The 23,342-nt window shown below is 51.4% G+C and carries 23 protein-coding genes, 1 tRNA gene and 1 pseudogene; 8 read left to right on the plus strand and 17 right to left on the minus strand.

Annotated elements, in window-relative coordinates; genetic code table 11:
• Nucleotides 1-147 (plus strand): hypothetical protein (locus NA986_RS00005; protein WP_438797556.1); only part of this gene is annotated, 147 nt, incomplete at its 5' end.
• A gap of 43 nt (nt 148-190) precedes the next feature.
• On the opposite strand, the gene narP is transcribed toward NA986_RS00005, so the two are convergent.
• Nucleotides 191-838 carry a nitrate/nitrite response regulator protein NarP gene (gene narP / locus NA986_RS00010; protein ID WP_001115500.1) on the minus strand — a complete coding sequence of 216 codons (648 nt, stop codon included), beginning with the start codon at nt 836-838 and terminating at the stop codon, nt 191-193.
• An 818-nt stretch (nt 839-1,656) separates the two neighbouring features.
• Between narP and pagL the strand changes: the two genes are divergently transcribed.
• On the plus strand, nt 1,657-2,220 hold the full coding sequence (pagL, locus tag NA986_RS00015) for a lipid A 3-O-deacylase PagL (RefSeq protein WP_077957215.1): 564 nt from the start codon (nt 1,657-1,659) through the stop codon (nt 2,218-2,220).
• Nucleotides 2,221-2,412: 192 nt separating this feature from the next.
• Here pagL and NA986_RS00020 read toward each other — a convergent pair whose 3' ends face one another.
• The 5 genes and pseudogenes from NA986_RS00020 to NA986_RS00040 all read right to left on the minus strand — a co-directional run bounded on the left by NA986_RS00020 (nt 2,413) and on the right by NA986_RS00040 (nt 4,827).
• The gene (locus NA986_RS00020) at nt 2,413-2,616 is read right to left on the minus strand and encodes a DinI-like family protein (protein ID WP_023216659.1); all 204 of its coding nucleotides are present in this window, start codon (nt 2,614-2,616) and stop codon (nt 2,413-2,415) included.
• Nucleotides 2,610-2,702: pseudogene (locus tag NA986_RS00025) on the minus strand (hypothetical protein); the annotation flags it as partial. The pseudogene NA986_RS00025 and the gene NA986_RS00020, both read right to left, overlap by 7 nt.
• Nucleotides 2,658-2,734, minus strand: a tRNA-Pro gene (locus NA986_RS00030). The gene NA986_RS00030 and the pseudogene NA986_RS00025, both read right to left, overlap by 45 nt.
• Before the next feature lie 73 nt (nt 2,735-2,807).
• Entirely contained in the window at nt 2,808-4,568 is a 1,761-nt protein-coding gene (gene yejM / locus NA986_RS00035) for an LPS biosynthesis-modulating metalloenzyme YejM (protein WP_023138355.1), read from the minus strand.
• 31 nt (nt 4,569-4,599) lie between these two features.
• Nucleotides 4,600-4,827 (minus strand): YejL family protein, encoded by a 228-nt coding sequence (locus NA986_RS00040; protein WP_001135904.1) that lies wholly within the window; start codon nt 4,825-4,827, stop codon nt 4,600-4,602.
• A 179-nt stretch (nt 4,828-5,006) separates the two neighbouring features.
• Between NA986_RS00040 and yejK the strand changes: the two genes are divergently transcribed.
• Entirely contained in the window at nt 5,007-6,014 is a 1,008-nt protein-coding gene (gene yejK / locus NA986_RS00045) for a nucleoid-associated protein YejK (RefSeq protein ID WP_000050806.1), read from the plus strand.
• Between the two features lie 27 nt (nt 6,015-6,041).
• The gene (locus tag NA986_RS00050; RefSeq protein WP_023216658.1) at nt 6,042-6,662 is read left to right on the plus strand and encodes a hypothetical protein; all 621 of its coding nucleotides are present in this window, start codon (nt 6,042-6,044) and stop codon (nt 6,660-6,662) included.
• A 108-nt stretch (nt 6,663-6,770) separates the two neighbouring features.
• Here the strand turns inward: NA986_RS00050 and rplY are convergent, their stop codons facing one another.
• Together rplY and NA986_RS00060 are read right to left on the minus strand one after the other, a co-directional pair.
• Entirely contained in the window at nt 6,771-7,055 is a 285-nt protein-coding gene (gene rplY, locus NA986_RS00055; RefSeq protein WP_000494192.1) for a 50S ribosomal protein L25, read from the minus strand.
• A gap of 124 nt (nt 7,056-7,179) precedes the next feature.
• Nucleotides 7,180-8,940 carry a DEAD/DEAH box helicase gene (locus NA986_RS00060; RefSeq protein WP_000578121.1) on the minus strand — a complete coding sequence of 587 codons (1,761 nt, stop codon included), beginning with the start codon at nt 8,938-8,940 and terminating at the stop codon, nt 7,180-7,182.
• 151 nt (nt 8,941-9,091) lie between these two features.
• On the opposite strand from NA986_RS00060, the gene rsuA reads away from it, so the two are divergent.
• The 3 genes from rsuA (at nt 9,092) to NA986_RS00075 (ending at nt 11,740) form a co-directional block, all read left to right on the plus strand.
• Nucleotides 9,092-9,787 carry a 16S rRNA pseudouridine(516) synthase RsuA gene (gene rsuA, locus NA986_RS00065; RefSeq protein ID WP_001234836.1) on the plus strand — a complete coding sequence of 232 codons (696 nt, stop codon included), beginning with the start codon at nt 9,092-9,094 and terminating at the stop codon, nt 9,785-9,787.
• 27 nt (nt 9,788-9,814) lie between these two features.
• The gene (locus NA986_RS00070) at nt 9,815-11,005 is read left to right on the plus strand and encodes a Bcr/CflA family multidrug efflux MFS transporter (protein WP_000213349.1); all 1,191 of its coding nucleotides are present in this window, start codon (nt 9,815-9,817) and stop codon (nt 11,003-11,005) included.
• 390 nt (nt 11,006-11,395) lie between these two features.
• Complete coding sequence (locus NA986_RS00075) at nt 11,396-11,740, plus strand: YejG family protein (RefSeq protein WP_001094639.1); 345 nt, start codon at nt 11,396-11,398, stop codon at nt 11,738-11,740.
• A 3-nt stretch (nt 11,741-11,743) separates the two neighbouring features.
• Here NA986_RS00075 and yejF read toward each other — a convergent pair whose 3' ends face one another.
• From yejF to yeiP, 9 genes are all read right to left on the minus strand, one after another.
• Nucleotides 11,744-13,333, minus strand: coding sequence for a microcin C ABC transporter ATP-binding protein YejF (gene yejF, locus NA986_RS00080; protein WP_000203612.1), 1,590 nt, complete (start codon nt 13,331-13,333; stop codon nt 11,744-11,746).
• Nucleotide 13,334: 1 nt separating this feature from the next.
• Complete coding sequence (locus NA986_RS00085) at nt 13,335-14,360, minus strand: ABC transporter permease (RefSeq protein ID WP_001137761.1); 1,026 nt, start codon at nt 14,358-14,360, stop codon at nt 13,335-13,337.
• Nucleotides 14,360-15,454: a microcin C ABC transporter permease YejB gene (locus NA986_RS00090; RefSeq protein WP_000501623.1), complete on the minus strand. Its 1,095-nt coding sequence runs from the start codon at nt 15,452-15,454 to the stop codon at nt 14,360-14,362. Before NA986_RS00090 ends, NA986_RS00085 begins: the two co-directional genes overlap by 1 nt.
• A 9-nt stretch (nt 15,455-15,463) precedes the next feature.
• On the minus strand, nt 15,464-17,269 hold the full coding sequence (locus NA986_RS00095) for an extracellular solute-binding protein (RefSeq protein WP_000127032.1): 1,806 nt from the start codon (nt 17,267-17,269) through the stop codon (nt 15,464-15,466).
• 106 nt (nt 17,270-17,375) lie between these two features.
• Nucleotides 17,376-18,932 carry a cyclic di-GMP phosphodiesterase gene (locus NA986_RS00100; protein ID WP_023205322.1) on the minus strand — a complete coding sequence of 519 codons (1,557 nt, stop codon included), beginning with the start codon at nt 18,930-18,932 and terminating at the stop codon, nt 17,376-17,378.
• Nucleotides 18,933-19,257: 325 nt separating this feature from the next.
• A complete protein-coding gene (gene mepS / locus NA986_RS00105) occupies nt 19,258-19,830 on the minus strand; it encodes a bifunctional murein DD-endopeptidase/murein LD-carboxypeptidase (protein WP_000241015.1) in 573 nt (190 codons plus the stop codon).
• A gap of 413 nt (nt 19,831-20,243) precedes the next feature.
• Nucleotides 20,244-20,963, minus strand: a complete 720-nt coding sequence (locus tag NA986_RS00110; RefSeq protein ID WP_000178095.1) for a phosphatase PAP2 family protein — start codon at nt 20,961-20,963, stop codon at nt 20,244-20,246.
• Nucleotides 20,964-20,992: 29 nt separating this feature from the next.
• Nucleotides 20,993-21,979, minus strand: a complete 987-nt coding sequence (locus tag NA986_RS00115) for a CobW family GTP-binding protein (protein ID WP_000169353.1) — start codon at nt 21,977-21,979, stop codon at nt 20,993-20,995.
• A 211-nt stretch (nt 21,980-22,190) separates the two neighbouring features.
• On the minus strand, nt 22,191-22,763 hold the full coding sequence (yeiP, locus tag NA986_RS00120; protein ID WP_001136822.1) for an elongation factor P-like protein YeiP: 573 nt from the start codon (nt 22,761-22,763) through the stop codon (nt 22,191-22,193).
• Between the two features lie 323 nt (nt 22,764-23,086).
• Here yeiP and NA986_RS00125 point away from each other — a divergent pair, with 323 nt between their 5' ends.
• Complete coding sequence (locus tag NA986_RS00125) at nt 23,087-23,341, plus strand: YkgJ family cysteine cluster protein (RefSeq protein ID WP_010989043.1); 255 nt, start codon at nt 23,087-23,089, stop codon at nt 23,339-23,341.
• Nucleotide 23,342 lies beyond the last annotated feature (1 nt).

Consider the following 23,342-nt stretch of genomic DNA (forward strand, 5'->3'; position numbering starts at 1 on the left):
TTAAGCCTGTATGCGTTTAACGCCTTTGAGCAGCAGCGCTTTGGCGAGGCGGTGGCGGCCTGGGAGATGATGCTGAAACTGCTGCCGGCAGACGATACCCGGCGGGCGGTGATAGAGCGCAGTATCCGGCTGGCGCAGGAGAAATAAGACCCTGACGGCCCGGTGGCGTGGCGCCACCGGGCCTGGCTTGTTACTGCATTCCGCGTGTTTGTAAAAATAGAATGGTCGCCGCGACGCGCGAGCGCACGTTTAGCTTGCGAAGTAGATTACGAATGTGCACCTTAACCGTCTGCTCAGAAATATTCAGTACTGACGCAATCTGTTTGTTAGAAAGCCCCTGCGCCAGCTCATGCAAGACATCTAACTCTCGTTCGGTCAGGATACTAAAGGGATCTTCCTGCGCGCCAAACCGTTCGCGCTCACGCAGATATTCATTGACCCGATCGCTAAAGACTTTACCGCCGTTAGCGCCTTTGCGAATGGCCTCCAGCAGCACTTCCGGATCGCTATCTTTGAGCAGATAACCGTCGGCGCCGGCGTCGATCAGCGCGTAGATGTCGCTGGCGGAATCCGAGACGGTAAGAATAATAATTTGCGCCGTCACACCATCCCGGCGTAGCGCGTTCAGGGTATCTAACCCGCTCAGACCTTTCATATTCAGATCCAGCAGGATCAGATCGGGCTCAATGCGATTCGCCAGATCGATCGCACTCGCCCCGTCACCCGCTTCGGCAACGACATAAAAAGCCGGGTCCAGTTCCAGTAATTGACGAATACCTCGCCGCATAAGTGGATGGTCGTCCACAATAAGCACCTGAAAAGGTGTTACTTCAGGCATGCTGTATCTCCTGAGTTTTATTAGAATGATTATTGTTTTCAGCGCGGAAATCGTCCAGATTTGCCACATTGTCAAGCGCGTAAATTTTACCCTAATTAGTGCATGGGTAAGTAGTAAAACCTGTGACAGGCGAGTCATTAGCTGAACGATAGAAAGGATAAAACAACCCGTTGTGAGAGAAAACAGAATACTCTCTGAAGTTGAATACTGGTCTGGACGCTTTTTTCGGACAATGTGACATAACAGAAGTGTGGCATATGTAGCTGCGCCCTTGCACCCGTAAGTCCAGACTATCTTTACTGGCAGGAAATTCCTTATTAAAAGTCATAACGTCTAAAGCTTTTCATTATTAACAAATTATTTTAATTGAATTTATTTATGGTTTTATTAATGTCAATGAAATACATCTGAGCAGAACGAATAAACCGCGACATCTGTTAAATTAAATATTAAGTCAATAGCAGAGGTATTTTTATGCGATAAAGAGATTCTGACGATATTCTTATCATAAATGAAAATGTGGTCAGGAATGAGAGTCATTCACTTATAACTTATCCTGGATGTGCCTGAACAACACTCGCGGCGTTTTGAGCACCCGTTGGGGCGACTCAAGGGGAGAGTGTAGTGAGTATGTTTTGATTTCTGCACACAGTCCATGTCCAGCCTGTTTGCATCAAAAATGCTGGTTGGAGTAATTATGAAAATAATATTAATACTGGATGCTATATCAGCCGTTTCTGTGAGCGTAAGCGTGGCGTAGAAAATTTTAAATATGTTAGCCGGTTAAAAATAACTATTGACATTGAAATGGTGGTGGAGTGTATATGAAGAGAATATTTATATATATATTATTACCTTGTGCATTCGCATGTTCTGCTAATGATAATGTTTTTTTTGGCAAGGGCAACAAGCATCAGATCTCTTTTGCTGCGGGAGAAAGTATAAGAAGAGGAGGGGTTGAGCACTTATATACGGCATTTCTGACATACAGTGAACCCAGCGATTTTTTCTTTTTACAGGCAAGAAATAATCTGGAGTTAGGAGGATTTAAGGCTAAGGGTATCGATGATTGCAGTAAACATTCTGGCAGCGTTCCCTGCAATAAATATAACCAGGGCGTATTGGGTATCTCGAAGGATGTGGCGCTGGTTCATTTCGCTGGTACCTATACCGGTATTGGTCTGGGGGCTTATATAAAATCTAAGTCGCGAGATGATATGCGTGTCAATTCTGCATTTACCTTTGGAGAAAAAGCGTTTCTTGGCTGGAACTTTGGGGCTTTTTCTACAGAAGCTTATATCCGGCATTTCTCGAATGGATCACTCACGGATAAAAATTCAGGGCATAATTTTGTAGGTGCTTCACTTAGTTATAATTTCTGAAGTTGAATAACAATTAGCGAGTTGCTGGCTGAAGGAGTAATTCATCACCGTACGTTGTCTACAAAAACGTGTTGTGACTAGCCGATCATTATCGGCCCTATGGCGACAGGGAGGCTAATTGTTAGTGACAAAGAAGTGGTAGGCCGTTTACCTTACCAGAACGTTTTATTATTGCTGCGACAGATTGCTTACTCATTTACCTGCCACTGCAAACATTTCTTCCAGCATAGGGTATAGATGCGCTTTTTCTGTTTTAGTACAAACATGGTTTACGTTATTTGCCTGCATTGACTTTACGTTGACCACTGCACGGGAAAGGTGTCCGATCAGTTTATGCAAAATCAGTTCATGCAAAATAACGTCTCTGGCATCAGCTAACTTTTTAATTGCAGGCATAAAAAAACCAGCCCTGAGAGGCTGGTTTTTAAGGGGAATTTTGGTCGGCACGAGAGGATTTGAACCTCCGACCCCCGACACCCCATGACGGTGCGCTACCAGGCTGCGCTACGTGCCGACTTGTGGGTGCTAATACTACCTCTTTCCAACGCGAATGCAAGGGGAAACGGTGCTAACTGATTTATAATTAATCAGTTAGCGATAAAACGTTTCTCTTCTGTTAGCACTTGCAGCAGCAGACTGAGCTGCGGCTTCTGATCTTTGATCTTCTCGCCGTGTAAGTCATAGGTCTGATAATGACCGTTATTATTGAGCACCAGAGTCATTTGCGGCGTCGTGATTGCCAGCGTACTGCCGTCTGCCGCCGTTACCCAGTTATGACGACGTGGAACGGTAAAGATGTCCTGGCCCTGTGAATATTCGTTCGCTGGCGTGCTGACATGTAACAGGCGTTGCATCAACGTGGTCATCACATCGGTATGATCGGTAAGCACATTAATACGCTGCGCAGGCGTCCCCGGCCAGTGGATCACCAGCGGTACTTGCAGATGACCTTGCGACCAGTCGAAGCGATTTTCTTCCGGCGTCAACGGTATGCCGCGTCCTGCGGTAATGATCACGACGGTATTGTCGAATTTACCGGCCTCTCGCAGCGCGTTCAGAACCCGATTGATTTGCGCATCCACGTCGCTGGCGGCGCTGGCGTAACGCTTAACAAAATTCTTCTGATTACTGTCATCAATGTTAGTACCGTTAAACGATACCCATGAGAACCAGCGGTTATCTTCCTGTGCGTAGCGTCCAAGCCAGTCTATCCACTGGCTGGCCGTTTGCGCATCAGACTGCGTCTGCGCTGTCGGCATCGAGAAATCGGACAGTAATGCCTGACGGTAAAGCGGGCTGGCGAAGCCATCCGAAGAAAACAGTCCCAGTTGGTAGCCTTGCTGATTCAACGCGGTAATGAGCGCCGCAGGGGTTCTGGTGGATAACACGCCATCCATATAGCCTGGCGATATGCCATAGAACAGGCCGAAAATACCGTTATCAGTGGTATTCCCTGAACTCATATGACGGGTGAAGTCGATGTTTTGCTCGGCAAATGTAGCCAGCTCCGGCATCTGCTTCTCAAAGCGAGAATAGTTCAGGCCGTCTACGGTAATGAGCAGCACATTCTGACCGGTGCCCATATCGCGATAGTGCAAATTGCTGAGCGGGTACTGTACGGAGACCGCTTCCGGATTGCCTTGCTCTACCAGACGGCGCTGATATTCCTGCGCATCCAGCAGACCGTGTTTTTCAAGAAAACGTCGCGCCGTCATCGGATAAGAGAGCGGCAGGTTTGCCCGCTGCATGGTAATCGGCCGGTAAAAATTAGCGTCTGCCCAGATGTAGATAAGATGCGATGCGATAAAGGAGACGAAAAAGAATGCCGCAAGCGGCCTTGCGAAATGGCGGCGGCGCGTAAGACTGCGCAGCTTTTGCCAACTCCATGTCGCAAATAGCATCTCAATCAATAAGATAACCGGCACGCTAATAAACATAAGCTGCCAGTCGCGCGCCATTTCGTTCTGGTCAGGGTTGATGACCAGCTCCCAGACAATGGGATTAAGATGCAGGTGAAAACGGGTAAAGACTTCGCTGTCGATAAGCAACAACGTCATACCCGCGGTCGCCAGAATGGCTGATATAAACCGCATCAGCCGCTGGGACATCACGATAAACGTGAGCGGAAAAAGAATAAGCAAATAGCTGGCGAACACCAGAAAGCTAAAGTGCCCGACAATGCTCAGGTAGGAGTATATGCGACCCGCAAGCGTTGTCGGCCAGTCGGCGACAAACAGGTAACGGCTGCCGAGCAACGTAGCCAACAGTATATTGAACAGAGCGAACCAGTGCCCCCAGCTAACCATCTGGGAGACTTTTTCACGGTAGCGCTGACGATGAGTTACCATACCTGTCGCTTGTTTCTCCGGAGTCGGCTTTTTAGTGCGCGTTGTCTTCGCTAATCGAAGACTGCAAGGCGCGGGCAAAAGAGTTCGCAATCGCCTGGCGTTGAGCCGGCGCCACGCTGGTGTTGATAAGGTTGGTGACCATATTTCCCAGCACCATCAGGGAAAGATCGGTCGGCGCCTTATGTTTTTCCAGTACACTGAGCAGTTCGCTCAGCAATTGTTCAACATGTTCATCACTATAGCGGGAGAGTTGTGGCATAAATCAAAATCTGTTTGTTCATGAAAGGGCAACATATTACCGTAGCAACAGTTTTTTTTCTGCATTTTTATCCCCTAAATCATTCGCGTTACGGATAACGCCTGAAATGACAGGGCGATTGCTTGCGTCTTCCGGCAGGCGGTGGTTGAATACCGCCCGGTCTTAAAGGAGAGTTTATCATGAGTCTGGATATCAACCAGATTGCCCTGCACCAGCTTATCAAGCGCGATGAGCAAAATCTTGAGCTGGTCTTGCGCGATTCATTGCTGGAGCCGACAACCACCGTTGTCGAGATGGTGGCTGAACTGCATCGGGTCTATAGCGCCAAGAATAAGGCGTATGGCCTGTTTAATGAAGAGAGTGAACTGGCGCAAGCGCTGCGGTTGCAACGTCAGGGGGAAGAAGATTTTCTTGCCTTTAGCCGGGCGGCGACCGGACGCCTGCGTGACGAACTGGCGAAATATCCCTTTGCGGACGGCGGCATTGTATTGTTCTGCCATTATCGCTACCTGGCGGTGGAGTATCTGCTGGTTACGGTACTGAACAACCTGAGCAGTATGCGGGTCAATGAAAATCTGGACATTAACCCGACGCATTATCTTGATATCAACCATGCGGATATCGTGGCGCGTATCGATCTTACCGAGTGGGAAACTAATCCGCAATCGACCCGCTATCTGACGTTCCTGAAAGGTCGGGTAGGGCGCAAGGTCGCTGACTTCTTTATGGATTTCCTCGGCGCCAGCGAAGGGTTGAACGCCAAAGCGCAGAATCGCGGCCTGTTGCAGGCAGTGGATGATTTCACCGCAGAAGCGCAGTTGGATAAAGCAGAACGTCAGAACGTGCGTCAGCAGGTGTACAGCTACTGCAACGAGCAGTTACAAGCCGGGGAAGAGATTGAGCTGGAATCACTGTCTAAAGAGCTTTCCGGCGTCAGTGAAGTCAGCTTCAGCGAATTTACCGCCGAAAAAGGCTATGAGCTGGAAGAGAGCTTTCCGGCGGATCGCAGTACGCTGCGCCAGCTAACCAAATATGCTGGCAGCGGCGGCGGGTTAACGATTAACTTTGATGCGATGCTGCTGGGCGAGCGGATTTTCTGGGACCCGGCGACCGATACCCTGACTATCAAAGGGACGCCGCCGAATCTGCGCGACCAGTTGCAGCGACGCACGTCGGGCGGGAAATAAAGGCATACGACATAAAAGGACGCCGTAGTGAGTAAAGGAATACGTCAGAAGCCGCCTGTTAATTTCAGTTTATTTCGGCAGGTTTTGTATGCGCACATTGTCGCATTTTTGATGATGTTGGTGCTCGGGATGGTGTTCACCGTTCTCTCGTTGGTACTGTTTTATACTTATGGCGCCAACTGGTTACTGAGCTTGTTCATATGCCCGCTGTTCTTGTTAAGTGGTTTATCCATTACTGGATTTGCTTTTAAATCAACCTGGTCCAGCATACGTTACTATTACGACAAGGGGCAGTTGAAACGGTATGGACTCAATCTTGATGCAACTTTGACGCATAAAGAGAAGGTGGAAATACGCATCGATAATGCAAAGCGTCAAGTGCGTGTAGATGAACTGGAGCTCCATGTCTTATTTGATTTTCAGTTTGATAGCAAGACATGGAGCTGCGGCGACTTACTGACCAATGAAAAGGTATTTGATGCGTTGAATGACGGGCAAACTATACCAATACGAATTTTGCCATGGAAACCAGAAAGTGCCAGCGTTCGTCAACGGGCATTATTCAATCGGCTTAAAGGTATGAATACCGCGGCGGAAACTACAGATCCTCGATTAGGGGAGGCGCTAATTGAATATGGCGAGGTGTAAGAAAGCAGAAAAGCAAAGTGGGTTCTCGTTGCTCTGCATGTCGTCAAATTCAATTAAACGCATAAAAAAACCCCGCCGGGGCGGGGTTTTTCTTCAACTTCCAGGCGATTACGCGCGAACGAAGTCGATGTGAGTCAGCTTCGGTTTGTAAGCGTGACGCTGTACAGCCTGAGCTTTAACTTTTACTTCTTTACCGTCAACAACGAGGGTCAGAACTTCGCTGTAGAATTCAGCTTTAGCTTGCATGTTCATCACCTGGTCGTGGTCCAGTTCGATAGCAATCGGGGCTTCAGAACCGCCGTAGATGATTGCCGGGAACTTGTTAGCGGCGCGCAGGCGGCGGCTCGCACCCTTACCCTGCTCTTTACGTACTTCTGCGTTGATAGTAAACATTTAAATCTCTCTTTAATAATTCCTGCTACAGGCGACCCAGCAACAGGTAAGTGATCTGCTTTGCGTATGCAAAGGCGGGCGGGATTCTATACTCAAATCGCCGTTACATCAATGAAAAGTACAATTAACCACGTAATTCGTGCGCCCGGCGGAAGCGGCCTTCATAGTCGAACACTTTTTCACGCACCTGCCAGTACTGGCCTTTCATCCGCGCGACCACAAAGTCGGGATGTCGCAACAGCGCCTGCTGCGCGACAATATCCGCCGCCGTGATCCAGCGTAAAGGAACGCCAGGCGTGCGCGTATGCGGGCGAATAAATAGCTGTTCGAAAGCGGTACGCTGGGCGGGCGTGTGCAAGCGGAAGCGCTCACTGACATCCGCACCGTCCTCGTCATAGTAAGTGATTTTCAGCCACTCGCCTTTCTCATCCTGCCCATGCTGCATCGTCATTCCGCTACAGCGCAGGACTAACGCATCCTTGAGCCTGAGCGCCGCTTTTAACATATCGTCCGGGTCGACCAGAATGGCGTCACATTCCCGGCAGCGTCGGGCGGCAATATCGTTTTCGGCATTACACTGCGGGCAGTTTTTGAAGCGAAAGCGAAAATCGCACTGCTCGCGATGGCCGTCGTCATCCTCAAACCAGCCCTGGCAGCGACGGCCAAAGTGTTCAATCAGCGTGCCGTCGGCAGTGGTTTTCCCCCAGAAGGTGTTGGCAAAGCCGCAGGCCGGGCAAAATACCTGGACAGGGACGTTATCGCTTTTTCCCTTCGGGCTACCGACCTCCGGGGCATACAGGTCGTGCGGGTTGCCAGCGTAATCAAGAATCAGGCAATCGGTCTTTCCCGGCGCAAGGCGCAGACCACGCCCGACAATTTGTTGGTAAAGACTAACTGACTCGGTGGGACGTAGAATCGCGATGAGATCAACGTGTGGGGCGTCAAAGCCGGTGGTCAGCACCGAGACGTTAACCAGATAGCGAAAACGCTGCGCCTTGAAATTATCAATCAGCGCGTCGCGCTCGGGCCCTGGCGTATCGCCGGTAATCAGCGCCGCGTCGTCCGCCGGAAGCAGACCGACAATCTCTTTCGCATGTTCGACCGTGGCGGCGAAAATCATCACGCCTTTGCGCGTTTGCGCAAATTCCATAATCTGGCTGATGATGTGCGGCGTAATCCGCTGCTGCTTTTTCAGCTCACGGTTCAGGTCGGCTTCGCTGAACAGCCCATTGCTTTGGGCCTGCAGGCGGCTGAAATCGTATTGGACCACTGGCATATCAAGCCGCTCAGGCGGCGTCAGATAGCCGTGTTTAATCATATAGCGCAGCGGCAGTTCATAAATACAGTCGCGAAACAGAGCGTTGTCGTTGCCGCGCACCATACCGTGATAATGAAATTGATAAATCCAGCCTTTTCCGAGGCGAAAAGGCGTGGCGGTGAGCCCAAGCAGACGTAAGTGAGGATTAACTTTACTCAGGTGAGTGAGGATTTGCTGATACTGACTGTCTTCATCGTCACCGATGCGGTGGCATTCATCGACAATCAACAGCGAAAACTCCTCCTGGAAGGCGTCAAGATTACGCGCCACCGACTGTACGCTGCCGAACACGACTTTGCCCTGACTCTCTTTACGTTTGAGTCCGGCGGCGAAAATATCCGCTTCCAGCCCCAGCGCGCAATATTTGGCGTGGTTCTGCGCGACCAGCTCTTTCACATGCGCCAGCACCAGTACCCGTCCGCGGGCGACGCGCGCCAGTTCGGCGATCACCAGGCTTTTACCTGCGCCGGTCGGCAGAACAATCACGGCGGGCGTACGGTGGCGGCGAAAGTGGCTGAGCGTGGCGTCTACGGCTTCTTGCTGGTAGGGGCGGAGTGTAAAAATCATGGTCTCACTACGTTAAACGGTTCCGGGAATAGTATGCCATGAATCATTTCCCTTGAGAGATATAGTTAGCCCGCTATACTGAGCGGATAGCAATTCCCTTTTTTCGGGTAGAATGCCCGATTTCCGTATTATTACAGGCTAAACCACACACATGCGACTTGATAAATTTATCGCTCAGCAGCTTGGCGTCAGCCGCGCTATTGCCGGGCGTGAAATTCGTGGTAACCGCGTTACCGTCGATGGCGACATCATTAAAAATGCGGCCTTCAAATTGCTCCCGGAACATGCGGTTGCGTATGACGGCAATCCCTTAGCGCAGCAACACGGGCCACGCTATTTTATGCTTAACAAGCCGCAGGGATACGTTTGTTCAACCGATGATCCCGATCATCCAACGGTACTGTATTTCCTGGATGAGCCGGTGGCGTATAAGCTGCATGCCGCAGGACGTCTGGATATCGATACTACCGGTCTGGTGTTAATGACAGATGACGGTCAGTGGTCGCACCGCATTACGTCGCCGCGCCATCACTGTGAAAAAACCTATCTGGTGACCCTGGAGTCGCCGGTGGCCGACGATACGGCAGCGCAATTTGCGAAAGGCGTGCAGTTGCATAATGAAAAAGATCTCACTAAACCCGCTACGCTGGAGGTGATAACGCCTGTGCAGGTCCGTCTGACCATCAGCGAAGGCCGTTATCATCAGGTGAAGCGGATGTTTGCCGCAGTAGGCAATCGCGTTGTGGAACTGCACCGCGAACGGATTGGCGCCATTACGCTGGATGAGAATCTGGCTCCCGGCGAGTACCGCCCGTTGACTGAAGAAGAAATCGCCAGCGTCGGCTAACTATCTCGTTAAATTCAGGAGTTCGATGTGACCACCCGGCAGCACTCTTCCTTTGCCATTGTCTTTATCCTTGGCCTGTTGGCCATGTTAATGCCGCTGTCGATTGATATGTATCTTCCAGCGCTGCCGGTGATTTCTGCGCAATTCGGCGTGCCTGCCGGTAGCGCGCAGATGACGCTCAGCACCTATATTCTGGGGTTTGCGCTGGGTCAGCTTATCTATGGACCGATGGCGGATAGCCTCGGGCGTAAGCCGGTCATCCTGGGCGGGACGCTGGTATTTGCTGCTGCGGCGGTCGCCTGTGCGTTGGCGCAGACTATCGATCAACTGATCGTGATGCGTTTCTTTCACGGTTTGGCGGCCGCGGCGGCAAGCGTCGTCATCAATGCGCTGATGCGGGATATTTATCCAAAGGAAGAGTTTTCGCGCATGATGTCATTTGTCATGCTGGTCACTACGATAGCGCCGTTAATGGCGCCCATTGTCGGCGGCTGGGTGTTGGTATGGTTAAGCTGGCACTATATCTTCTGGATACTGGCCATTGCGGCGATTCTGGCGTCAGTCATGATCTTTGCTCTGATTAAAGAGACGCTGCCCGTTGAGCGGCGTCAGCCTTTTCATATTCGTACCACAATAGGTAACTTTGCCGCGTTGTTTCGCCACAAACGCGTACTGAGCTATATGCTGGCGAGCGGGTTTAGTTTTGCCGGTATGTTCTCTTTTTTGAGCGCGGGGCCGTTTGTCTATATCGAAATTAATCATGTTCCGCCGCAGGATTTCGGCTACTACTTCGCGTTGAACATCGTATTTCTGTTTGTGATGACGATTATCAACAGCCGTTTTGTCAGACGGGTAGGGGCGCTAAACATGTTTCGGGCCGGGCTATGGATTCAGTTTGCGATGGCGGTGTGGATGGTTTTCAGCGCGCTGATGGGCATTGGATTCTGGGCGCTGGTGGTCGGCGTTGCGGCGTTTGTCGGCTGTGTGTCGATGGTTTCGTCCAATGCGATGGCGGTCATTTTGGATGAGTTTCCGCATATGGCCGGAACGGCGTCTTCGTTGGCGGGCACTTTCCGCTTTGGTATTGGCGCTATCGTCGGCGCGTTGCTGTCGCTGGCTACCTTTACCAGTGCGTGGCCGATGATCTGGTCGATTGCGCTTTGCGCCGCCTGTTCCATTCTGTTTTATCTCTACGCCAGCCGTCCCAAAAAACGGTGACGGGCGCGCTGTCCCTCAATGGCGCCGAAGAATGCGCAGGCGGCGTTGGGGGACGCTATCCGCTACACGATGGCAAAGCCAAACGGCTTTCATAGTTGATGTATATCAATTACCAATTCATCATTTTCCTCCTTTATGTTTATTTTATGTAAAATCCATTTATGTAAAAAGTCACATCATTGTAGTTAAAAAGGTTGAGTTAGATCGCAGAAACGGGTACATATAGCCCGCCGCTATCTCCGCGTCGGTAAAACTATTTTAACTCCCGCTTGCTGTAGAGCCACTGACGGAGAGAAGGGCGTTAGCAATCTGTTTAAGGACGGGTTGTCAATGATGTGTTAATATAAATGTAAGCAAATTGTGAATTAATTGTGCTTCCGGGGAAAGAAAGTGAATACATTACAGCTCTCAATTGTTCACCGTCTGCCGCAAAACTATCGCTGGTCGGCGGGTTTTGCGGGGTCAAAGGTTGAACCGATTCCGCAAAACGGGCAGAGCACCGAGAATAGTCTGGTGGCGCTTAAACTGTTGAGTCCGGCAGGCGATAGCGCGTGGTCAGTGATGCATAAGCTCAGCCAGGCGCTAAGCGATATTGAAGTTCCTTGCTCCGTGCTGGAGTGCGAAGGGGAACCGTGCCTGTTCGTTAATCGTCAGGATGAGTTTGCCGCCACCTGTCGGCTGAAAAATTTCGGCGTGGCGATAGCGGAACCTTTTTCTAACAATAATCCTTTTTAGGCGTCAGCTTAACGCGAGTAGCTGACGCGTATACGCTTGTTGCGGTGCGGTAAACACGCGCTCGCATTGCCCCTGTTCAACCACCTCCCCCTGTCGCAGCACGATAACCTGATGGCACAGCGCGCGTACTACATGCAGATCGTGGCTAATGAAGATATAGGCCAGACGGTGCTTTTGCTGGAGCGATTTCAGGAGGGCAAGAATCTGCGCCTGAACGGTTTTATCCAGCGATGAGGTCGGTTCATCCAGAATAATAAGCGACGGTTTTAAAATCAGCGCCCTGGCGACGGCGATACGTTGACGCTGGCCGCCGGAAAACTCAGCGGGGTAACGATGCCGTGTTTCCGGGTCCAGGCCGACTTCCATCATGACCGCTTTCACCTGCTGTTCGCGCTGCGCGCCTGAAAGCGTAGGCTGGTGGACGCGCAGGCCTTCTTCGATAATTTGCAACACGTTTAAACGCGGGTTTAGCGATGAGTTTGGGTCCTGGAATACGACCTGGATACGGTGGCGAACAGGTAAAAGCTGGCGGCGGTTTAACGTATCCAGCGATTGACCGTCAAACACGATGCGGCCTTCGGAGCGGATAAGCCGTAACAGCGCCAGACCGGTGGTGCTTTTTCCCGATCCTGACTCGCCGACCAGACCCAGCGTTTCGCCTGGATGCAGGGTGAAACTGATATTGTTAACCACCACATTATGATCCACGACGCGCTTCAGAATGCCTTTGCGGATTGGGAAGGCGACGCGCAGCTTGTCCACTTCCAGCAACGGCGCCTGCCCGGCGGGGAGCGGAACCGGATCGCCAGTGGGTTCGCTGTTGAGTAGTTTTTGCGTGTACGGATGGGTCGGCGCGGAGAGCAGCGTGTCGGCGCGTTGGTTCTCTACGCACTTGCCGTGTTGCATTACCGCCACTGAATCCGCCAGTTTTTTTACAATGCTGAGGTTATGGGTGATAAACAGCAATCCCATATTGAGCTCGCGCTGGAGTTCCCGCAGTAGAGATAAAATCTGCGCCTGTACGGAGACGTCGAGGGCGGTGGTCGGCTCATCGGCGATCAGTAATTCCGGCCGTGTTAACAGCGCCATGGCTATCATGACGCGCTGGCGTTCGCCGCCGGAAAGCTGATGCGGATAATCGCGCAGACGCTGGCTCGCCTGGCGGATACCGACCCGATCCAGACAACCGATCATCTCCGCCCTTGCCGCCTCCCGACGCATTCCCCGATGGAGCGACAGCACTTCATAGAGCTGTTTTTCCAGCGTATGCAGCGGGTTAAGTGAAACCATCGGTTCCTGAAAAATCATGGCGATTTTATTGCCGCGCACGCCGCGTAGCGTCTGCTCGCTGGCATGAAGCAATGATTCGCCGTGAAAGCGAATATCGCCGGAGAGGTAGACGGCGGGAGGGGTAGGCAAAAGACGCAGAATGGAAAGCGCCGTCACGCTTTTTCCTGACCCGGACTCGCCGACCAGCGCCAGCGTTTCCCCGGCGTTCACCTGTAACGAAATGGCGTTAACGACAGGGCGCACGTGCTGTTGCTGACGGAAACCTACCGATAAATTTTCAATCGCAAGCAATGGAGATGTCATCTTATACCGCCTTAGCAGGATCAAAGGCGTCGCGTACCGCTTCGCCGATAAAAATCAGCAGCGATAGCAGAATGGCGACAGACAGAAAGGCGGCGATCCCCAGCCAGGGAGCCTGTAAGTTGTTTTTCCCCTGTAAAAGAAGTTCGCCGAGAGAAGGGGAGCCAAGCGGCAGACCGAATCCCAGAAAATCCAGCGACGTCAGGGTGGTGATGGAGCTACATAAAATGAACGGTAAAAATGTCAGGGTAGCGACCATCGCATTAGGCAACATATGGCGCAGGATAATGTCACGATCGCTGACGCCAAGCGCCTGCGCGGCGCGGATATAGTCAAAATTGCGGGTCCGTAAAAACTCGGCGCGCACCACGCCCACCAGACTCATCCAGCCAAACAGCACGGTTATGGCCAGCAGCCACCAGAAGTTAGGCTGCACTACGCTGGAAAGTAAAATAATCAGAAACAGGGTCGGCATCCCCGACCAGACTTCGATGAGACGTTGCCCCCATAAATCGACTTTGCCGCCATAATAGCCCTGTAGCGCGCCCGCCAGTACACCCATGACGCTGGAGCAAATCGTTAACATCAGACCGAATAAAATAGAAATGCGGGTGCCGTACAGGATGCGGGCGAAAACGTCGCCGCCATTCGCATCGGTGCCCAGCCAGTTTTTCGCCGAAGGCGGGGAGGGGAAAGGCTGCGTGGTGGCAAAATTAATGGTATTGGCGCCAAAGCGTACGGGGGCCCACAACACCCAGCCCCGATTCTCAAGCTGCCGTTGTAGCCATGGGTCCTGATAGTCTGCCGTTGTCGCCAGCGGGCCGCCGAAATCGCGCTCGCTGTAATTTTTTACCAGCGGAAAATACCACTGGCCTTCATAGCGCACCAGCAATGGCTTATCGTTAGCAATCAGTTCCGCGCATAAGCTCAGGCTGAACACGACCAGGAAAATCCATAGTGACCAGTAGCCCCGGCGATTATGGCGGAAACGCGCCCAGCGGGCCTGATTGACCGGGCTTAATCGCGGCATTATCGTCCCTCAAAATCAATGCGTGGATCGACCAGCGTATAGCTGATATCGCTCAGGATATTCAGTAATAAGCCAATCAGGGTAAAGATATAAAGCGTGCCGAACATCACCGGATAGTCGCGCGAAACGGTTGCTTCATAACCCAGCAGCCCCAGGCCGTTGAGCGAGAACATGACTTCAATTAGCAACGAGCCGGTGAAAAACATACTGATAAAAGTGGCGGGAAACCCGGCGATCACCAGCAGCATGGCGTTACGAAAAACATGTTTCCAGAGAATGTTTTTTTCACTCACGCCTTTAGCGCGAGCGGTAACGACATACTGTTTACGCACCTCGTCGAGAAACGAATTTTTCGTCAGCATCGTCAGGGCGGCAAAACCGCCGATGACGGTCGCCAACACCGGTAGCGTAATATGCCACAAATAATCGGTGATTTTCTGGTACCACGGTAACGTGTCAAAGTTGGCGGAGACCAGGCCACGTAGCGGAAAGATATCGTAGTAGCTGCCGCCGGCAAAAAAGACGATTAATAAAATAGCGAACAGAAAGGCGGGGATCGCATAACCAATAATGATAAACGCGCTGCTCCACACATCAAAGCGACTGCCGTTATGGACGGCTTTGCGGATCCCCAGCGGGATAGACACCAGGTAAATAATCAGCGTGCTCCATAATCCCAGGGTAATGGAGACGGGAAGGCTATCTTTGATCAGCGTTAGTACGGATGCGCTGCGAAACAGACTGTCGCCGAAGTCAAAAGAGAGATAGTCCCGTAGCATCTTGAAATAACGCTCATGCAGCGGTTTGTCGAAGCCGTAGCGATGGGTGATCTCCGCGATCACCTCCGGATCGAGTCCCCGGCCGCCGCGATAATGGCTGTCGCTGATATTGCCGACGCCGGTTTGCGCATGACTGGCGCGAACGCCTTCGCCGCTGGCGCCGGGCAACGCGCCGCCCTGGCCAAATTCAATCGCGGCAATAGCCTGATCGACAGGGCCGCCGGGAGCGATCTGCACGATAAAAAAGTTAATGGTAATAATGGCCCATAGCGTGGGGATCACCAGTAACAGACGGCGGATAAGATAGGCGCCCATTGATTCTTACTACCTCCTGGCTGCCGGTAGTTTGGCGGCTTTGTTGACATCATACCACCAGGTATCTAACCCGATGGTATATACAGGGCGAATCGCCGGATGGGAGAATTTATCCCACCAGGCGAGCCTGTCTTGCGCCATATACCACATCGGCAGCATGTAATAGTTCCAGGTCAGCACGCGATCCAGCGCCCGTCCCAGCGGCACCAGTTTCGCTTTATCACCCTGCGCTGCGATAATTTGCGCGATCAGCTTATCCACCACCGGGCTTTGTACGCCGGGAGCGTTATAACTGGAGTCAATGTATTCCGACGCCCATGAGATTTGTAGATCGGAGCTGGGCCAGGGCATCGCCCGCCATAGCCTCGGCATCATGTCATAGTCGCGGCTACGCATCCGGTTGGTGAGCTGAGAATTATCAACCTGACGGATAGTCATCGTAATGCCCAGACGCTGAAGATTATGCTGGAAGGGCAGAACCCACTGGCTATTACTGCTGGCAGGAAGGAGAAGTTCAAACGTCAGAGGCTTACCGGTGACGCTATTGACCCGTTGCTGTCCGTTGATCACCCATCCGGCCTGCGTCAACAAGGCGTCAGCTTTAAGAAGATTTTCGCGATCGTAGCCGTCGCCGTTAGAGACCGGCGGCTGATAGATCTGAGTGAAGACTTCAGGAGGAAGATCTTTTTTCATCGGCGCGAGTAATACCAGCTCATCGGCGTCAGGGTAATTTCTGGCGGCGTACTCGGTATTCTGGAAGTAACTGTTGGTTCGGCTCCAGGCATTATAGAACAGCGCTTTATTCATCCACTCAAAATCGAAGGCCAGGGTGACAGCTTCACGTACCCGCCGGTCTTTAAATACCGGGCGCTGAATATTAAAGGCCAGCCAGCGTGTGTCCTGCGCCGACTCGTTTTTCTGCTCTTCTTTAATGATGTAATGATTATCGAAATTTTTACCGATATAGCGCGTTGCCCAGTTTTTAGCGTCGTTTTCCAGCCGTAGATCAAATGCGCCCGCTTTAAACGCCTCGAAAGCGACATTGTCATCAAGGTAGTAATCGTAGCGGATAGTGTCGAGGTTAAAACGTCCACGATTGACCGGCAGATTAGCCGCCCAGTAGTTTTTGACGCGTGAATAGACAATGTACTGGCCCATTTTCCACTGAGTAATCCGGTATGGCCCGCTGGCTAAGGGCGGCGTTGAAAGCGGATCGCTGAGCTTGTGATTTTTCCAGAATTTTTCGGGCATGATCGGTAGTGAAAACAGACTAAGCATGTCTTCTTTACCAGGCTTCGCCAGCTCAATTCGCACGGTTAAAGGCGCAATCGCCTTCACGGTAGTACCTTTATAGACCAGACGGAACTGCGGTACGCCTTCAGTCATAAACTTATGAAAGGTAAAGGCCACATCGCGGGCGGTAATGGGCGTGCCATCGTGAAAACGAGCGCGGGGGTTAATCGAGATTTCCACCCAGGAATAGTCGGCGGCATAGCGGGCATGGTCGGCAATCAGCGGATAATAGCTTCCGGGCTCATCATCCGAGGTGGTAAAAAGCGTATCGTAAAGGGCTTCGGTACGTACGCCGGGATTGCCGCGCAGCGAATAGCGATTGAAATTATCGAACGTACCAATGGCGGAAAGCGTCATCTGACCGCCTTTCGGCGCAGCAGGATTCACATAATCAAAGTGATCAAAGTTAAAAGCATACTTAGGTTCGCCGAGTACGGCGAAAGCGTAGCTTTCTTTGATTTCCTGGGCCTGGGCGCCAGCGCTAAGCAGTGCGACAAGCAGAAGTATTACGCGCGCAGTCATCTGAAGGCGGTTTCCTTATCGTATTGCCCGCTGCAAACCGGCAGGCGTTTCGCTGAATAATAAGTGACGTTGCGTCTGATGTGAATCCGTTAAAACCGTAAGGGGACTACCATTCAGGCACGGAAGGCGCCGACATCCACAGCACGAAATCTTTTAGGGGTAAAGGACGGCTAATCCAGTACCCCTGCAAGTAATTAACACCGTGATCGCGTAGCCAACGGGCCTGCTCCGGCGTTTCAACGCCCTCGGCCACCGTCAGCATATTCAGGCGTCTGGAGAGCGTCAGCACGGTATCCAGAACCGGAGACGTGACGGTTTCCGTGCCGATCGCCTGGATAAAGCCGCGATCGATTTTCAGATAATCTAAAGTAAATCGCTCCAGATAAATCAGGGCGCTATGGCCTGTACCGAAATCATCTATAGCGATTTCAAACCCGGCGGAATGCAGCCATTCGAACAGTTTGGCCGCTTCATACTGCTGGAGCATATCGCGTTCAGTGATTTCCAGCACGATATGAAAATGGTGCGCGGGCAGGGCGTCCCTGAGCCGGTGCATATCCTCTTTAAAACTGTCGCTGTGCAGATGTTCCGGCGCGATGTTAATGCCAAATTTGGCACCGACGGGCATCACCTTCTGTAGCGTGGGTGCGTCGCGGGCGATCAGCTCGAACAGATGCTGCGTTAACGGTACGATAAGTTGTTGCGCTTCGGCATAGTGGATAAAGGCATCCGGCGGAATCTCGCCTGCCGTAGGGTGACGCCAGCGCAGTAAGACTTCAAGCCCGGTGACGCTCAGCGTACGAGTATCGACGACGGGCTGATAAACCACATAAAACTGCTCGTGTTTGATCGCCGTTAAAATCTCTTTGCCCGGTCGCGTCCGGAGGGCATAGATAAAGTAACAGATAAACCCCGCTACGATGCCGCTAATGCAGCCCAGCATCAACGCATACCACAAGTCATTGTAGGTCCAGCTATCGGCATAAAGCTGTATTTTAAGCGGCAGGCCGTTGATAGTTGCCTGTCGTGATGGCGTGCCCGGCAGCTCCGCGACGGCCAGCAGACGCGAAGAAAAGGTCGACAGCGCGGTATTGCCGACAATCAGCGCGATGCCGTTAAAATCGTCCTGGCGCGTGGTATAGAGTAAGTAGGGCGTCAGGTTAATATTCAGCGATGTGAATACGCCGCTGTCATTTAGTAATGGGTTTCGATACCAAATCACCATTGTCGGTTTGTTGGGCATCATTGGCGTGCCGGGCAGAATCGCCATAGCAACGTCTTTGCGGATATCTATATCCGGCACCAATTGCTGAAGCGGCATATTCATGGCGCCAGTGGCGGAAGAGCAGAACACTTTTTTATCTTTAATCAATAAGAAGGCGCGGACATTAAGGCTAAAAGCGGCTCTTGAGGTGAGTTCTGCGCCAACCTGCTGACAGGTGTTGATCGTCAACGGCTGAAGAATATCGGTGGTGGCTTTCAGGTCGGCGAAATAGCTGGCCAGGTAATGTTGTACATCAGAAAGAAGCGTATTGTATTTAACATCCCGTTTATGCCACGACAGGAAAAATTGCAGGCTACCAATAAGTAATGCTGCCGCTATCCCCGTAATGATACAGGTAAGCAGGATTTTCCGACCGGAAGAGGAGTCGCGTGTAAGCATAATTCCTGGTGTGACCTGAAAAGGTGGATGCCGGTTAAACTGGTTGATTTATAAGACTATAGCCTGGATTACCCCGGATAGTCATGCTTTTCTGTGATGCGCAGGAAAGCGTATTGTCGCAGTAGGCGTTGGGGGAAACGACCTGAATGTCTGATGGCGCTATGTTTATCAGGCCTATGTTCGTGTGTTGTAGGCTGGATAAGACGCCACACGTCGCCATGCGGCAAAACGGATTCAGAAGGGATAATAAGCAAAAGCACTGCCGAAGCAGTGCTTTTTATGTCGTCTCATCAGGTAAGCCAAGGGAGGTGCTGCCTGATGAAGATTAGCTGCGGCTCAGAACTCGACGCGCTTCATTGTAGCGTTTTTTCCAGTACGGTTCGTTCATACTGGAGATAATGACGCCGCTACTGGTAGACGCATGGACAAACTGGTTATTGCCGATATAAATACCGACATGGCGACCAGTGGAACCGGCGCGGAACAGAACCAGATCGCCCGTACGCAGGTTATTGCGTGAAACTGCTTTGCCCATTTCCTGCTGTTCATAGGTTGAACGCGGAAGCTCTAAACCAAACTGTTCACGGAAGGTGCGCTGTACAAAGCTGGAACAGTCGACGCCTTTCTTAGTGCTGCCGCCCAGGCGGTAACGCACGCCTTTCCAGTCAGCATACTGATCCATAATCCGCGACTTAACGTCGAGGTTACGCACCATATTTTCAAATTCATCCTGAGAGGCTTGCAGTGAAGAGCTATCGCTATTGCCCACAGCATGCGTCTCAGAATGCATATTCTTTGCGGTATTGGTGGTTGTGCTACAAGCAGAAAGCAGAACCGCAACTGCAATCGCAGGAATCCCGCGCAAAATATATCTCAAAATCGGTTGAGATTTGACCATGTTGTTTGTTTTCCCTTGAAGTCCTTAACGATAAATATCGTTATAAAAATGCCAAACGTGATGAGACTAATTACCTGCACAGCTTGAGACAATTCTTTGTGCACAAATCTGTGGCGGAACGCACAAATTTATTCGCAATGAGAATAATTATCTGGCGAGGCAAAACGAGTTTGAGATTACCCGATTGTTGCTGTCATTGCGAGCGATTTCGCGTGATTTTTTATAAGAATTTATGATACGAAAAGTGAACTTTCAGCACGGGTCAAATTAAGCGCAAATCGTTTAAAAATCGTGCAACCTGTTCATTTTGCACAGGAATAATATGACCGAAAAATGATGGGCTGGGGGAATATCATCATAAATTACCTTCAACGATGTAAAACTATCGCTGAAGGTAATGTTAATTGCATGGGTTATTTGTTTAAAATTTGTTTATTTCCACCCGGGAGATAATTCTCAAAAAGCGCTATCGCCCGGTCGCTGAGCGGGGTCATCAGCCACCAGGGGAGGCCAATCAAAATAACCGTGAGCGAACCGACCACAATATCGGTGAACCAGTGAGCGCCAATCATAACGCGGGGAAACGCGAAAACCACAAATATAATAAGGGCGATAATCCCCGCCGTTTTGCCGAAATAACGCAGCATAAAGGCGGAAAATATCAGCAGCATCATACCGTGATCGCCTGGGAAACTGTCTTTTGACGCGTCTTTTGTCGGGATGTGCAGCAACTCGCTGACGCGATAAATATGCTCAAAAGAGAGCGTTGGGCTGGCGCGCTTGACGGGGATCAGCGCTTGACCGAGTTGGTTAAGCACCACCGCTGTTAGCAGCATGACCAATCCGATTATCACAATGCGCCGCCGGCCCGATGCGTTTTCTTTTAGCCAGAAACTGAGCATCAGTCCCCCCATCGCCAGCAGCGAACAGCCGTCAAACGCCCGATTATTGGTAATAGCGACCCACCAAAGGAACGCGTGGCTTTCCACCAGTTTCTGGTTAAAGAAGTGGAATATGCCGGAATCAATGGTGAACCAGAAGCCGTGATTGACGGGAAGATACCATGACAAAAACAGCGCCAGACCGGCGGCATTAAGCAGAATTATCAAGGAATAGCGGGTTTTCATCGTCATTTCGCCATAGTTTTTAAACGGTGGCAACCTTACGCGTGCGTCGCTAAACGAAGCTTCAACAAGGCCGTCTGTAACGTATTCCAGTCGGTTTCTGTGTTTGAGATAAGTTCAACCCGGCTATCCGGCGGCGCGACACTCTGTGTTTCGATGTGCAGGTCATCGCCCTGGCGATTGATGCGTACCAGCCCCTCTTGTATGCGCATAACGCCTTTCACCCGGCCCACCGGCGCCAGACGCGCCCATTCGAGGAGGCCAATGGTGTCAAACACGGTATCGGCATCGAAAATCCAGCCGCAGGCCTGATGACCCTGTCCGCTATTGAGGCTGCGTCGCCAGCGCTGCTGGGCGGGCAGATTTAGCGCGGCGAGTCCTTTTTTACTGGTATGAGTGTGAGAATGCGCGGCGCTGGCCGGCAGTTCCGCCAGATTTTGTCGTGGTAAATCAAGAAGCTTACCGTCTATCTGTCCATGTTCGGCATGAATCAGTTGACGATCGCCGCCGTACTGTCGCCACCACTGTTGCAGGGCGGCATCGCTCTGCGCCGTGGCGCGATCGGTCTTATTGGCGATGATAATATCGGCTGAGGCGAGCTGATCGCGGAAATTTTCATTGGCGACGCTCTGTTGGTCCAGTAGCAGGCGAGGGTCAAGGATGCAGAGCGTAGCGCGTAAATCAATCCACGGCTCATAAACCGGCGCAGTTAATAAATCCAGAATCTGTTTTGGGTGCCCCAGTCCGGTTGGTTCAATCAGCAACCGATCAGGTTTGCCCTGGCGTAGCAGCGTGTTGAGCCCCACCTGCATAGGCAATCCGTTGACGCAGCACATGCAGCCGCCGGGGATCTCTTTTAGCAGTGCGCCGCTGTCGGCAAGCAGCGCGCCGTCAATACCCACTTCGCCAAATTCATTGACCAGGACGGCCCACTTTTCAGCCGGATCTTTATGAGCTAATAAATGAAGGATAGAGGTGGTTTTTCCGCTACCGAGAAATCCAGTAATAAGATTGGTTTTGGTCACGTCAGCTCCAGAATATTGATACAACATAACAACTTTAATAATCCTGGCGAATAAACGTGAAAAAGAGAAGCTCTGAGTTGACGAAGTCGTGCTTCTGCCATCTTAAGAGCAGAAAATGTTAAATTTTTAACGTTTCTCTTGCCTGGTGCAGAACAGTTAATAAAGAAAAGGGTCAGGCTGCGCCCTGGGGCGCAGCCGAAAAATGCGAAACTTAATCCGCGCGCCCCATATAACGGCGCTCTTCGATATGAATGCGGATTTTCTCACCTGCGCTCAGGTATTCGGGAACCTGAATCACCAGACCGGTGCTTAATGTCGCGGGTTTGTTACGTGCGCTGGCGGACGCTCCTTTAATACCCGGCGCGGTTTCGACGATTTCCAGATCCACGGTCTGCGGAAGCTCTAGCGCCAGCAGTTGGCCGTCCCAGGTCAGAACCTGCATATCCGGCATTCCGCCTTCAGGCATAAACAGCAACTCTTCTTCAATCTGATCTTTGGTGAAGGTATACGGCGTATAGTCTTCTTTATCCATGAACACATATTCGTTGCCATCGACATAAGAAAAGTCAACGCCGCGACGGCTCAGGGTGACGGTATCAACGATATCGTCGCCTTTGAAACGTTCTTCCACTTTCAGACCGGTGCGGACATCGGAAAAACGCATTTTATACAGTGTGGCGGCGCCACGGGCGGTAGGCGACTGAATGTCGATATCTTTCACAATCAGCAATTTGCCGTTGTAGTTCAGTACCATACCTTTTTTGATTTCGTTCGCTCTTGGCATCGAGGAGATCCTGTTGTAGAGATTATCTAAAATATCGCGTAAAACTACTCGCGCCGGGCCGTCCAGGCAAGTGGAATTGTCACTTTTGCTGGTGCAAAAAAGGTGATACTGTTCGCCCGCTTTCCGCTCCGCGTTCAACGAGAATACGCGATGGCATGTCGCCCGGAGGGGGGAAGTGTGCTGTGTTGTCCCTTCTGTTTCCAGCCTTGTCTTCGGAATGTCTGAGGGCAGGCCTGATCATGATGACGTCCACATTTTAAATCTGGATTTTTCTTTGGACAAATTCTGTTATCTTTCATTTGGTTATAAATAGAGGGCTGAGCATGGACTGTCGTAGCGGTTGTGGCGCTTGCTGTATTGCGCCTTCAATTTCGTCGCCGATACCCGGAATGCCGTATGGCAAGCCGATGAATACCAGATGCGTGCAGCTTTCGGAAGATAACTTGTGCCTTATCTTTGGCTCGCCTTTACGCCCAAAAGTGTGCTCTGGTTTGCAACCGACAGGGGACATGTGTTTAACGACCCGGGAAGAGGCCATTATTTATTTGCTGGAACTCGAACAGAAAACCTTACCATGAG

Source organism: Salmonella sp. NW177 (genome assembly GCF_051811585.1).
GTDB lineage: Bacteria > Pseudomonadota > Gammaproteobacteria > Enterobacterales > Enterobacteriaceae > Salmonella > Salmonella enterica.